The 12,743-nt window shown below is 70.2% G+C and carries 12 protein-coding genes and 1 riboswitch; of the genes, 6 read left to right on the forward strand and 6 right to left on the reverse strand.

Annotated features, from left to right (window positions below; translation table 11 throughout):
- The first annotated feature begins 38 nt into the window (after window positions 1-38).
- Window positions 39-1,196 carry a S1C family serine protease gene (locus OG984_RS29225; protein WP_328529591.1) on the forward strand — a complete coding sequence of 386 codons (1,158 nt, stop codon included), beginning with the start codon at window positions 39-41 and terminating at the stop codon, window positions 1,194-1,196.
- Here OG984_RS29225 and OG984_RS29230 read toward each other — a convergent pair whose 3' ends face one another.
- On the reverse strand, window positions 1,197-2,738 hold the full coding sequence (locus OG984_RS29230; protein ID WP_328529592.1) for an amino acid permease: 1,542 nt from the start codon (window positions 2,736-2,738) through the stop codon (window positions 1,197-1,199).
- Window positions 2,735-2,950: a hypothetical protein gene (locus OG984_RS29235; protein ID WP_040757374.1), complete on the reverse strand. Its 216-nt coding sequence runs from the start codon at window positions 2,948-2,950 to the stop codon at window positions 2,735-2,737. Before OG984_RS29235 ends, OG984_RS29230 begins: the two co-directional genes overlap by 4 nt.
- Window positions 2,951-3,117: 167 nt before the next feature.
- Between OG984_RS29235 and OG984_RS29240 the strand changes: the two genes are divergently transcribed.
- Window positions 3,118-3,981: a glycoside hydrolase family 16 protein gene (locus tag OG984_RS29240; RefSeq protein WP_328529593.1), complete on the forward strand. Its 864-nt coding sequence runs from the start codon at window positions 3,118-3,120 to the stop codon at window positions 3,979-3,981.
- On the opposite strand, the gene OG984_RS29245 is transcribed toward OG984_RS29240, so the two are convergent.
- The 4 genes from OG984_RS29245 to OG984_RS29260 form a co-directional block, all read right to left on the reverse strand.
- Window positions 3,978-4,745: an ABC transporter ATP-binding protein gene (locus OG984_RS29245; RefSeq protein ID WP_328529594.1), complete on the reverse strand. Its 768-nt coding sequence runs from the start codon at window positions 4,743-4,745 to the stop codon at window positions 3,978-3,980. The two genes, OG984_RS29240 and OG984_RS29245, sit on opposite strands and share 4 nt — an antisense overlap.
- Entirely contained in the window at window positions 4,742-5,761 is a 1,020-nt protein-coding gene (locus OG984_RS29250) for a FecCD family ABC transporter permease (RefSeq protein ID WP_328529595.1), read from the reverse strand. Before OG984_RS29250 ends, OG984_RS29245 begins: the two co-directional genes overlap by 4 nt.
- A complete protein-coding gene (locus OG984_RS29255; protein ID WP_328529596.1) occupies window positions 5,761-6,825 on the reverse strand; it encodes an ABC transporter substrate-binding protein in 1,065 nt (354 codons plus the stop codon). The genes OG984_RS29250 and OG984_RS29255 overlap by 1 nt, the downstream gene beginning before the upstream one ends.
- A gap of 54 nt (window positions 6,826-6,879) precedes the next feature.
- Window positions 6,880-7,066, reverse strand: a riboswitch (cobalamin riboswitch).
- A 28-nt stretch (window positions 7,067-7,094) separates the two neighbouring features.
- Complete coding sequence (locus tag OG984_RS29260) at window positions 7,095-7,793, reverse strand: NAD(P)H-dependent oxidoreductase (protein WP_328529597.1); 699 nt, start codon at window positions 7,791-7,793, stop codon at window positions 7,095-7,097.
- Window positions 7,794-7,971: 178 nt separating this feature from the next.
- Between OG984_RS29260 and OG984_RS29265 the strand changes: the two genes are divergently transcribed.
- Genes OG984_RS29265 through rhaS form a run of 4 tightly spaced genes read left to right on the forward strand, consistent with a single transcriptional unit; the run spans window position 7,972 to window position 12,660 of the window.
- Window positions 7,972-9,498 carry a sugar ABC transporter ATP-binding protein gene (locus OG984_RS29265; RefSeq protein ID WP_328529598.1) on the forward strand — a complete coding sequence of 509 codons (1,527 nt, stop codon included), beginning with the start codon at window positions 7,972-7,974 and terminating at the stop codon, window positions 9,496-9,498.
- On the forward strand, window positions 9,495-10,538 hold the full coding sequence (locus OG984_RS29270; RefSeq protein ID WP_328529599.1) for an ABC transporter permease: 1,044 nt from the start codon (window positions 9,495-9,497) through the stop codon (window positions 10,536-10,538). Before OG984_RS29265 ends, OG984_RS29270 begins: the two co-directional genes overlap by 4 nt.
- Window positions 10,535-11,623 carry an ABC transporter permease gene (locus OG984_RS29275; RefSeq protein ID WP_328529600.1) on the forward strand — a complete coding sequence of 363 codons (1,089 nt, stop codon included), beginning with the start codon at window positions 10,535-10,537 and terminating at the stop codon, window positions 11,621-11,623. The genes OG984_RS29270 and OG984_RS29275 overlap by 4 nt, the downstream gene beginning before the upstream one ends.
- 5 nt (window positions 11,624-11,628) lie before the next feature.
- Complete coding sequence (gene rhaS, locus OG984_RS29280) at window positions 11,629-12,660, forward strand: rhamnose ABC transporter substrate-binding protein (protein WP_328529601.1); 1,032 nt, start codon at window positions 11,629-11,631, stop codon at window positions 12,658-12,660.
- The last annotated feature ends 83 nt before the right edge of the window (window positions 12,661-12,743 follow it).

Here is a 12,743-nt window from a genome sequence, read left to right on the forward strand (position 1 = left end):
CGGATTCTCGAGACATCAACCGCCTCAAGGAGGACCCGATGTCCCGCTCACGCCGCATCCGCCAGTCTGTCGTCGCCGCCCTGGCGATCCCGCTCGTCGCGATCCCCGTCGCCACCCCGGCCCTCGCGGTGGCCGCGGTCGGCGCGACCCGGACGTACGTCGCCGAGTCCGGCCCCGGATATGGCTCCGGATACGGCCCCGGATACGGCTCTGGATACGGATCCGTCGAGGGCTACGGCGGTAGGACGGTTGATCCCTACCGGCAGAGCCTCGGCACCTCGGCCGCGACGGTCGACTCCGAGCCTGCGACCGACTCCGAGTCGACCGGCGTCGTGCTGGTCAACACGACCGTCGACTACGGCACGGCCCAGGGCGCCGGCACGGGCCTCACCATCACCGAGGACGGGATCGTGGTGACCAACCACCACGTCGTCGAGGGCGCCACCTCGATCACGGTGACCGACCCGAGCACGGGCACGACGTACGACGCGACCGTGCTCGGCTACGACGACGTCCGCGACGTCGCGGTGCTGCAGCTCGAGGACGCCTCCGGGCTCTCGACCGTCGCGACCGACCGGGGCGCCGCGACCCGGGGTGAGACGGTCACCTCCGTCGGCAACGCCGAAGGTCAGGGTGAGCTCTCGGCCGCGGACGGCACGGTCACCGACCCGAGCACCGCGATCACGGTCGGCAACGAGGACGGGACCGCCGCCGACCTGACCGACCTGATCGAGACGGATGCCGACGTCGTCTCCGGCGATTCCGGCGGCGCGCTGCTGGACGAGGACGGCGAGGTCATCGGCATGAACGTCGCCGCGACCTCCGGCTCGGCCGAGATCTCCGGCTATGCGATCCCGATCGGAACCGTGCTCGACATCGCCGCCCAGATCCTCGCCGGAGAGGAGTCGGGCGACGTCGAGATCGGCGGCCCGGCAGCGGCCCTCGGGGTGCAGGTCGACACGACCAGGTCGACACTGGTCGTCGGTGTCGTCGAGGACGGTGCCGCCGAGGCGGGCGGGATCGCCGAGGGCAGCACGATCACCTCCGTCGACGGCACCGCCGTGGCGAGCATCGACGACATCACCTCGGTTCTCGGGAACCACGAACCGGGTGACCGGATCTCGGTCGGCTGGACCGATGCCGCCGGCGAGGCGCACACCGCCACCGTGACCCTGGGCGAGGGCCCCGTGGCCTGATCAGGCCCGGCTGTCGGGCCCCTCGTCGTCGCGGGGGCCGCCGCCCGTCGCCTCTTCGGCGATCGGGCGCTCGGCCCTGATCGGGATCGCGCCGGTGTGGCCCTCGCGCTCGAGAGCGATCTGCCGGACGCGGTCACGGACGAGGCGCCAGCCGATCATCAGCGCCGGGATGATGATGGCGAGGGTGGCGACCGTCCAGGTGCCGATCGGGTAGTCGAAGCCCATCAGGACGAGGACGACCGCGAGGAACACCAGGGTCGCGTATCCGGTCCACGGCGAGCCCCACAGCCGGAAGTCGGGCCGGTACATCAGACCCTTCTTCCACCGCCGGTAGAGCTGGATCTGGCAGATCACGATGGTCGCCCAGGACGCGATGATGCCGAGCGCCGACATGTTCAGCACGATCTCGAACGCCTGCCCGGGGACGACCGCATTGAGGCCGACGCCGAGGAGGGTGATGCTGCCGGTGAGCAGGATCCCGCCGAACGGCACCCCGTTCCTCGACATCCGGGCGGTGAAGGCCGGCGCGCTCCCGCTCATCGCCATCGAGCGCAGGATCCGGCCGGTCGAGTAGAGGCCGGCGTTGAGCGAGGACAGTGCCGCGGTCAGCACGACGAGGTTCATGATCGTGCCGGAGTTCGCGATCCCGAGCTGGTCGAAGAACGTCACGAACGGGCTCTCGTCGGCCCGATAGGTCGTGTAGGGCAGCAGCAGCGCCAGCAGCACGAGCGAGCCGACGTAGAAGACCGCGATCCGGGCGATCACCGAGTTGATCGCGCGGGGCATGACCTTCGCCGGCTCGGCGGTCTCACCGGCGGCGGTGCCGACGAGCTCGACCGCGGCGTACGCGAAGACGACGCCGGACACGACGATGACCAGCGGGAGCGCGCCGACCGGGAAGAGCCCGCCGTTGTCGAGGACCATGCCGATACCGGTCTCCTGGCCGTTCAGCTCCTCGCGACCGGCGAGCACGATCATCCCCAGCACCAGGAAGCCCAGCAGCGCGACCACCTTGATCAGCGCTGCCCAGAACTCCAGCTCGCCGAAGAGCTTCACCGAGATCAGGTTCATCGAGAGCACGACGGCGAGCGCGACGAGCGCGATCACCCATTGCGGGACGACCTCGAAGGTGCCCCAGAAGTGCACGTACGTCGCGATCGCCGTGACGTCGACGATCGAGGTCATCGCCCAGTTCAGGAAGTACATCCAGCCGGCGGCGAACGCGGCCGGCTCACCCAGGAACTCACGCGCGTAGGAGACGAACGACCCCGACGACGGTCGGTGCAGCACGAGCTCGCCGAGCGCGCGCAGGATGAGGAAGACGAAGACGCCGCAGAAGGCGTAGACGAGGAACAGGCCGGGCCCTGCCTCGTGCAGGCGGCCGCCCGCGCCCAGGAACAGGCCGGTGCCGATGGCGCCGCCGATCGCGATCATCTGCAGCTGCCGCGGGCTGAGGCTCTTGTGGTAGCCCTCGTCCTCGTCCGTCAGGCCGACCGCCTGGTGGCCGGCCGGGTCGATGGTCTGGTCGTCGGTGTCGGTCATCGGCTCGCTCCAGGTCCGGAGTGGGGTGGCTCGGGCACGTCCTTGAACAGCAGCCAGCCGCCGACCACGGCGATGACCGCCGCGGCCGCGTAGCCGATCAGCGACCACCAGCCCAGATGCAGGTAGGCCGTCACCCCGACGATCGCCAACGCGAGGAACACCATCACCATGCCGATGATCGGCGTCCGTGGCCTGTACGGATCCCGTGCCATTGCGATCACCTCACCCGCAGGGCCCCCGATGGCCCCGCTCCGGTGACCCATTAGAGCGCATCGAGCGCCTACTGGCGGTGACCGGACGTCGCCCGGCGTTTCCGTTCCAGAGGGCGGCGAATAACTGTAAGGTCGCTTTACAGTTAACCCCCATGAAGGAGCGTTCGATGCGTAGCTCGAGGATCCGCACCATCCGCACCACACTCACCATGACCGCAGCCCTGGCCCTCGTCCTGGTCGCCCCGTTGGCCGCGCCGGCCGCGGTGCCCGACCCGGAGGCCGGCGCGTCCCGGGCCGGAGAGGTGGAGGCCGCCGCCCTGACCTGGTCCGACGAGTTCGACGGGCCCGCCGGCAGCGCGCCCAACCCCGCCAACTGGAACCACGAGACGGGCGGGGGTGGCTGGGGCAACAACGAGCTGCAGACCTACACCGACTCCCGCGACAACTCCGCCCTCGACGGCAACGGCAACCTGGTCATCACCGCCCGGCAGAGCGGTGGCGGCTACACCTCGGCCCGCCTCACCACCAAGGGCAAGGTCCAGCCGAAGTTCGGACGGCTCGAGGCGCGCATCCAGATCCCGCGCGGGCAGGGCATCTGGCCGGCGTTCTGGATGCTGGGCGGCCAGTTCCCGAACACGCCGTGGCCCAACGCCGGTGAGATCGACATCATGGAGAACGTCGGCTACGAGCCCCACCTCGTCCATGGCACCCTGCACGGCCCGGGCTACTCCGGCGGCAACGGCATCACCGGGCAGTACATGCACCCGCAGGGCTGGTCCTTCGCCGACACCTTCCACACCTTCGCCATCGACTGGCGGCCCGGCTCGATCACCTGGTCCGTCGACGGGGTCGCCTACCAGACCTTCACCACGGCCAGCACCGGGGCCAACCCCTGGGTCTTCGACCAGCCGTTCTTCTTCATCCTCAACGTCGCGGTCGGCGGCAACTGGCCCGGCAACCCCGACGGCACGACCCAGTTCCCGCAGCGCATGGTCGTGGACTACGTACGCGTCTACGACTCCCAGCTCTAGGCGGTGACCGGGCCGAGGAAGCGGATGACGACGCCCTCGTCGTGGTGCACCCGGGCGCGGACTCCGTAGACCTCGGCGATGAGCGACTCGGTCAGCACCTCGGCGGGCGGGCCTCCGGCCACGACGCGGCCCTCGGCGAGCACGAAGACCTGGTCGCAGTAGGCGGCGGCGAGGTTGAGGTCGTGCAGGGCGACGAGGCAGGTCGTGGGCATCCGGCGGACCAGTGCGAGCAGCGCCAGCTGGTGACGTACGTCGAGGTGGTTCGTCGGCTCGTCCAGGAGCAGGATGTCCGGCTCCTGGGCGAGCGCCCGGGCGATCTGCGTACGCTGCCGCTCGCCGCCCGACAGGGTCGAGAAGCGCTGCTCGAGGCGGTCGGCGATCCCAGCATGGGCGGCGGCCTCCTCGATGACGGCGCGGTCCTGGGCGCTGTCGGGCGCCCAGGCCGGGCGGTGCGGGATCCGGCCGAGGGCGACGACGTCGCGTACGCGGAGGTCCTGGCTGGTCGCGGGCTCCTGCTCGACGACGGCGAGCCGGCGCGCGAGGCGGCGCCGGGACATGCCGCCGAGCGGGCTGCCGTCGAGCAGGACGTCGCCCGAGTCCGGCGGCCGGAGCCCGGCCAGGATCCGGATCAGCGAGGACTTCCCGGACCCGTTGGGCCCGAGCAGGCCGACGGTGGCGCCGTCCTCGACCTGGAGGGACACGTCGTCGACGACGAGTCGGCCGCGGGGAGCCCAGCTGACCCGGCCGGCCTCGAGCGCGGTCATCGCCGCGCCCTCATCAGCACCAGCGCGAAGGCCGGCACCCCGACCAGCGCGGTCGCCACCCCGACGGGGAGCTCTTCGGGGTCGATCACGGTCCGGGCCGCGGTGTCGACCCAGATCAGGAAGATCGCGCCGAGCAGCGCGGTGGCCGGGAGCAGCAGCCGGTGCCCGACCCCGACCAGGGCGCGGGCCAGGTGGGGGAGGACCAGCCCGACGAATCCGATCGCGCCCGAGGTCGCGACGATGACGGCCGTCATCAGCGCCGTCAGCACCAGCAGCACCGCCCGGATGCGCGCGACGTCGACGCCGAGCGAGGCCGCCGCGTCGTTGCCGAACGCGAACGCGTCCAGCCAGCCGGCGCCGACGACGCAGCAGAGCAGCCCGCCGAGCACGATCACCCCGCACACGAGTACGTCGGTCCAGCTGGCCGAGGAGAGCGACCCGAGCAGCCAGAACAGCACCCCGCGGGTCTGCTCGGCATCGGCTGCGGTGAACACGATGAACGAGGTGAGCGCCGAGAAGAGCTGGGTCGCCGCGATGCCGGCCAGGATGAGCCGGTCGGTGGTGCCGCCGGCGAGCGAGGCGAGCAGCAGCACCAGGGCGAACGAGGCGAGCGCACCGGCGAACGCCCCGGTGGAGAGCCCGATCGCGCCCGAGCCGACGCCGAGGACGACGATCGAGACCGCGCCGGTGGAGGCACCCGAGGAGATGCCGAGCACGAACGGGTCGGCGAGCGGGTTGCGCAGCAGCGACTGCAGGATGATCCCGCAGATGGCGAGACCCGCACCGCAGATCCCCGCGAGCAACGTACGCGGCAGCCGCAGGTCCCACACGATGCTCTGCTGCAGCAGCGTCAGCTCGGAGGACCCGAGCCCGGCCCGGTCGGCCACGACGCCGTAGACGTCGGCGATGCTCAGGTCGGAGGGGCCGACGGTGATGGCGCCCGCCACCGAGGCGACCACCACCAGGGGAGCCAGGGCCAGCAGGACGCCGGCGCGGGGGACGCGGCGCGCCGACATCAGCGGAGGCCGAGGGCGGCCAGCTGGTCGGCGACGTTCTCGACCGCGTAGACGGTGCGGATCGAGGGGTTGAGCTCGGCGCCGGAGACCGTCACGAAGCGGTCGTTGCGGACCGCGTCCATCCGGGCGGTGACCGGGTTGCTCTTCAGGTAGTCGATCTTGGCGCGGGCCGTCTCGGCGGTCTGGCTCTTGCGGGTCAGGTCGCCGAGGACGATGACGTCGGGGTTGCGCTCGGCGACGGTCTCCCAGTTGATCTGCGGCCACTCGTCGGTGGTGTCGTCGAAGACGTTCTCCACACCGAGGGTGCGGCCGATGATGCCGGGGCCGCCGCAGCAGCCGGCCAGGTAGGGCGACTCGGAGTTCGCGAACCAGTACATCGCGCTCACCTCGCCGGCGGGTGCCTTCGTCCGGGCGGCCTCCAGCCGCTGCGACAGGTCGGCGACCAGCTTCTCGCCGCGGTCGGGGACGCCGAAGATCCGCGCCAGGTCGGTGATCTCCTGGAAGATCGTCTCGATCTCGAGAGGGTCGAGACGGGTGCCGTCGTCGTCGCCCTCGTTGTCCTTGACGCACTCGGCGGGGGAGAGGTAGGAGCCGACGCCCAGCTTCTCCAGGTCCTCCGGCGTGGTCACCCCACCCTCGCCCAGGGTGCTGATGAAGGAGGCGGTGACGAAGTCGGGCTCGGCCTCCAGTACGCGCTCGTAGGAGGGCCAGTCGTCAGCGAGCCGGGGGACGCGCTCGTTGTCCTCGGCGAGCGAGTCGAGCACCGGGTCGGTCCACACCGCGGTGCCGGCCATCCGGTCGGCGAGGCCGAGCGAGAGCAGGATCTCGGTGGAACCCTGGTTGAGCGAGACCGCCCGCTCGGGTGGCGCCTCGAGGGTGATCTCGCGACCGCAGTTGGTCAGCGTGAACGGGAAGCCGGCAGCGTCGCCGGCGTCGGCCGCCGCCTGCTGCGCGCCGGAGGGCTGGCCGGCTCCGCAGCCGACCAGTGCGGCGCCGAGCACCAGCACGGCGCTCGCGGCGACCGTTCGGATCAGGGTCGGTCGGATGGTGCGAGACAGGTGCACGTCGGTCCTCGAGCGGGTCGCGGGCTGGTGCGCGTCGCCCGTGCTGACCGGCAGCGGTCTGCTGCAGGGCCAGCAGGTCTTCGGACTCGGGATCGACCGGCGCGAGACGCCTTCCCAGACCCGAGGGCCCAGTGGCACAGTGTCCCGTCCGTCACCCACACCGCTGCGCGTCAGTCCCGGACTCTCACCGGGTTCCCGTGCCGGGACTACGTCCCGAGCGGCTGGCCCGAAGACCGTAGCAGGCGCGCCCGCCCGCCGCCGTGACGCCCTCAGCCCTCGCGATGGGCGCTGAGCCCGTCCTGCCCGGGCGCAACCGAGTCGTGGAGCTTGATCGTGTGGTCGTACTGCTCCTCGACCATCGGCCGGTAGGCGATCCGCGGCTCCGTCATCACGCCCTCGAGACGTACGCTCAGGTCGGCCTCGATCCGTGCCATGACCTCGGCGTCGACGAGGTCGGCGTCGGTGATCAGGTGCGGACGCAGCGGGTCCATCCCGGTGTACCAGAACGTGCCGTGCAGCAGCGGCCACAGGACGTCCTCGATGTGGCCGCTGATCCCGCGCGGGCCCAGGGTCGCGGCCCGGTCGCCGGCCGTGACGATGGTCAGGGCGCGCTTGCCGGCCAGGCCGCCCTTGCCGTACTTGAGCGGCTTGCCGGTCTCCGGATCCGGTACGTCGAAGGCGAACCCCGACTCGAAGACCCGGTCGATCCAGCCCTTGAGGATGGCCGGCACCGAATACCACCACAGCGGGAACTGCACGACCAGCAGATCTGCCTCCCGCAGGCGGTCCTGGTGGTGGCGTACGTCGGCCTCGCCCCGTTCCACCAGAAGTGGATTGAAACCTTCTCGATAGAGGTCGATCTCGTCGACGGTCCAGCCGGTCGCGACGAGAGCGTTCCGGCCCGCCTCCTGCAACCGTCCGTTGAGGGACGACGCGTGCGGATGTGCCCATACCCAGAGTGCGTGCATGGGTCTCTGAACGCGGTCTGACGCGGCAGGATTCCCGCCTGGATGTGGGTGGGCGTCGTGCCGGTCTGACCACAAAGTCCGAACCTCGCTCAAATTAGCGGCCGAAGAGTGTTGACGTATGTGATTGCCATCACTAGCGTAAACCAGGCTTGAAACCTTTCAATTCGAGGAGCTGCCCATGCCGGACACACCCGCCGCACTGGAGCTGCGGGACGTGGCCAAGTCGTTCGGCCCCGTACGCGCCCTCCGGTCTGGAAGCCTCCGGGTCGAGGCCGGATCCATCCACGCGCTCGTGGGGGAGAACGGAGCCGGGAAGTCGACCCTGGTCAAGATCGTCGCCGGGCTCTACCGCCGCGACGCCGGCGACTATCTGCTCTCCGGGGAGCAGGTCGACTTCCGCAACACCGCCGAGGCCAAGCAGGCCGGCGTCGCGGTCATCTACCAGGAGCCGACCCTCTTCCCCGACCTCTCGGTCACCGAGAACATCTTCATGGGACGCCAGCCGACCAACCGCTGGGGCAGGATCGACCGTGCCGCTATGCGCACCGAGGTCATCGAGCTCTTCGCCCGGCTCGGCGTGCCGATCGAGCCCGACCGCCCGACCGAGGGTCTCTCGATCGCCGACCAGCAGCTGATCGAGATCGCCAAGGCGCTCTCGCTCGACGCCAAGGTCCTGATCATGGACGAGCCGACCGCGGCCCTGTCGGGCAACGAGGTCGAGCGACTGATGACCGTGGCGCGCACGCTGCGCGACCAGGGCTGCGCCGTCGTGTTCATCTCGCACCGCTTCGACGAGGTGTTCGCGCTGTGCGACACCATCACGGTGATGCGCGACGGCGCCTACATCTCCACCGACCCGATCGCCGCGGTCACCGAGGACGAGATCGTCCAGCGACTGGTCGGGCGCGAGGTCTCCGACCTCTACCCGAAGCTCGAGGCCACCGTCGGCAAGCCCCTGCTCGAGGTCAGCGGCCTCACCCGCACCGGCCTGTTCCAGGACATCAGCCTCACCGTCCGCGAAGGTGAGATCGTCGGCCTGGCCGGCCTCGTCGGTGCCGGGCGCAGCGAGGTCGCCCAGGCGATCTTCGGCGTCGACCCCTACGAGAGCGGTGAGGTGACCCTCGACGGGCGGCCGGTCCCGCCGGGTGACCCGCGACGCGCGATCGAGATGGGACTGGCCTTCGTCCCCGAGGACCGCCGCCAGCACGGCCTCGTCCTGGACGCACCGATCTCGCGCAACATCACGCTTCCGACGAGCGGCCGGCTCGCCCGCACCGGGCTGATCAGCACCGGCATCGAGAACCGCTCGGCCGCCGACTGGGCCGCCCGGCTCGAGGTCAAGGCCGCGACCCTCGACACCCTCGCCGGCACCCTCTCGGGCGGCAACCAGCAGAAGGTCGTCCTGGCCAAGTGGCTCTCCACCCAGCCGAAGGTGCTGATCATCGACGAGCCCACCCGAGGCATCGACGTCGGCACCAAGTCCGAGGTGCACCGACTGCTCTCCACGCTCGCGCAGGAGGGCCTCGGGATCCTGATGATCTCCTCCGAGCTCCCCGAGGTGCTCGGGATGGCCGACCGCGTGATCGTCCTCAGCGAGGGTCACCAGACGGCCGAGCTGAGCCGCGAGGAGGCGACCCCCGAGGCCGTCATGCGCGCGGCGACGGCCCACCACTCCACCACCCTGAACGTCAGCGAGGCATCATGACCACCACGCTCGACGCGCCTGCCCCGGCCGCGCCGCAGCCACGCCACAGAGCAGCCAGCCGGCTGACCTGGCTCCTGAAGCAGCGCGAGACCGGCATCGCCGTCGCCTTCATCCTGCTGCTCGTGGTGACCACGGCGGTGAACCCCAACTTCCTGTTCAGCACCGACGGCTGGCGCGACCTCACCCTGACCCCGGCGATCCTCGTCTGCCTGGCGATCGGCCAGGCGATGGTGATCGTCACCCGCAACGTGGACCTCAGCGTCGGGTCGACCCTCGGGCTGACGGCGTACCTCGCCGGTCGGCTCTTCCTCGACACCGGGCTCCCGGTGATCCTCGTCGTGCTGATCGCAGTCGCCGCGGGCGCCGTGCTCGGTCTGGTCAACGGGGTGCTGGTCGCCTTCGCGAAGGTGCCGGCGCTGGTGATCACCCTCGGCACCCTCTACGTCTACCGCGGGATCATGCTCGAGTGGGCCGGCAGCGACCGGATCAACGCCTCCGACATCCCGCCCGGGCTGCTCGACTTCGGAACCGGATCGTTCCTGTTCATCCCCAACCTGGCGTGGATCTCGTTCGCGCTGCTGGCCGTGGCCATCTATCTGATGCGCTCCACCCGCGTCGGCCGCGAGTTCTACGCGATCGGCTCCGACCCCGATGCCGCCACGCTCTACGGGCTGCGCGACAAGCGCCGGGTCCTGCAGGCGTTCGCCACCTCGGGTGCGCTCGCGGGCCTCGCCGGGATCCTGTACGTCTCCCGCTACGGCACCATCAGCTCCGGTGTCGGCCTGGGCATCGAGCTCGAGGCCGTCGGCGCCGCCGTCGTCGGTGGCGTGGCCATCTTCGGCGGCAGCGGCACCGTGCTCGGGGCGGCTCTGGGGGCGTACCTCCTCACCACCATCAACCGGGCGCTCCCGGTCCTGGGCATCCCCGACTTCTGGCAGCAGGCCGTCGTCGGCGCGCTGATCATCGGCGCGATCGTCCTGGACCGCTACTTCGCCCGCCGTCAGCACGACAAGCTCCTCGCAGAGAGGGAAGAAGCATGACCAGCCTGCTCTCCGAGAAGGCGCCCGCCCGGACGTACGCCGCGCACGCCAAGCCGTGGTGGCAGCGCACCCTGATGACCAGGGACACGGCGATCATCGCCCTGCTCGTGGTCGTGTGGACGTACGCCTCGATCGCGATCCTCAACTTCTCCGACCCGATCACGGTCTACTTCCTGGTGCTCGACATCGCGCCGATCCTGCTGATCGCGCTGCCGATGACCCTGATCATCATCACCGGCGAGATCGACCTGTCGGTGGCGAGCGTCGTCGGGCTCTCCAGCGTCCTGTTCGGGGTGCTGCACCGTGAAGGCCTCCCGATGGTGGCCGCGATGGTGCTCGCGCTGCTCGCCTGCGCGGTCGCGGGAGCGCTCAACGGCGTGCTCGTCACCCGCTACGGGCTGCCGTCGCTGGCCGTCACGATCGGCACCATGGCGCTCTTCCGCGGGATCGCGGTCGGCGCGCTCGGCACCACCGCGATCACCGACTGGCCCGACGCCTGGGGCGATGTCGTACAGGCTCGGATCGGCGACTCCCAGATCCCGCTGATGACGGTTCCGCTGGTCGTCCTGATCGTGCTCTTCGCGGTCGTCCTGCACTTCACGCCGTTCGGTCGGGGCATCTTCGCCGCGGGTCTCAGCAAGGATGCGGCCCGCTTCTCGGGTGTCAACGTCGACCGTACGAAGCTGATCCTGTTCACGCTCAGCGGCCTGATCTCGGGGCTGGCCGGCATCTACTTCACGCTGCGCTACGGCAGTGCGCGGGGTGACAACGCCACCGGCATGGAGCTGCAGGTCATCGCGGCGGTGCTGCTCGGCGGGGTGTCCATCTTCGGCGGCCGCGGCGCGATCCCCGGGGTGATCGCCGGCGTCGTCCTGATCGGGACCATCGGCAGCGCGCTGCGCCTCGACGGACTCAGCGCCAACCTCATCCAGATCATCACCGGCGTACTCCTCATCGCAGCGGTCATCGCGGCCAGCGTCCTCGGCTGGACCGGTCGCATCGTCGGCACCTATCGGCTGCCCAAAGAACGGGTAGAGCAGAGCTCGGACAAACCATCCTCGAAGAACTCAAAGAAATCGGAGTGAGAGACATGACCAGCAAGTTCCGACGCGCCGGCAGTGCCGTCGCCATCGTTGCGGCCCTCGGCCTCACCCTGTCCGCCTGCGGTGGCGGGAGCGGCAGCGGCAGCGATGGAGAGGGTGGCGGCGACACCAGCAGCATCACCTTCATCCCGAAGAACCTCGGCAACCCCTACTTCGACGCCTCCGACGCGGGCGGCCAGAAGGCAGCCGACGAGATCGGCACGAAGTGGTCGCAGGTCGGCCCGACCGAGGCGACCCCCGACTCCCAGGTCAGCTTCATCAACACCGCGACGCAGCAGCGTGCCGGCGCGCTCGTCGTCTCGGCCAACGACCCGACCGCCATCGGCGACGCCCTCGACGAGGCCCGCAACGCCGGCACCAAGGTCGTCACGATGGACTCCGACACCGAGCCGCAGTTCCGCGACGTCTTCGTCAGCCAGGCCGACGCCGCCGGCATCGCCAAGAGCCAGGTCGACCTGATCGCCGAGCAGATCGGCGGCAAGGGCGAGATCGCGATCCTCTCCGCGGCGGCCAACGCCACCAACCAGAACGAGTGGATCAAGCTGATGGAGGAGGAGCTGGCCGCGAACCACCCCGACATCAAGCTCGTCGACACCGTCTACGGCAACGACGACGACCAGACCTCCTTCGACAAGACCGCCGGCCTGCTGCAGTCCCACCCGAACCTCAAGGGCATCATCAGCCCGACCACGGTCGGCATCGCCGCGGCCGCGCGCTACCTGTCCGACTCGCAGTACAAGGGCAAGGTCGCGCTGACCGGTCTCGGCACCCCGAACCAGATGCGGGAGTACGTCAAGGACGGCACCGTGAAGTCCTTCGCGCTGTGGGACCCCGAGCAGCTCGGCTACCTGGCCGCGTACACCGCCGAGGCTCTCGCCTCCGGTGACATCGAGGGCAAGGAGGGCGACACCTTCGAGGCCGGTGACCTGGGTGAGTACACCGTCGGTGCCGACGGCGTCGTCGTCCTCGGTGAGCCGACGGTCTTCGAGGAGTCGAACATCGACGACTTCGACTTCTGAGCCTGCGAGCCCCGTTCCGGTGAGCTTGCTCGCCGGAACGACGGGCGGGTCGAGATCTACGCCTCCTCGGCGCCCATCCCCGT

It is taken from the genome of Nocardioides sp. NBC_00368, assembly GCF_036090055.1.
GTDB lineage: Bacteria > Actinomycetota > Actinomycetes > Propionibacteriales > Nocardioidaceae > Nocardioides.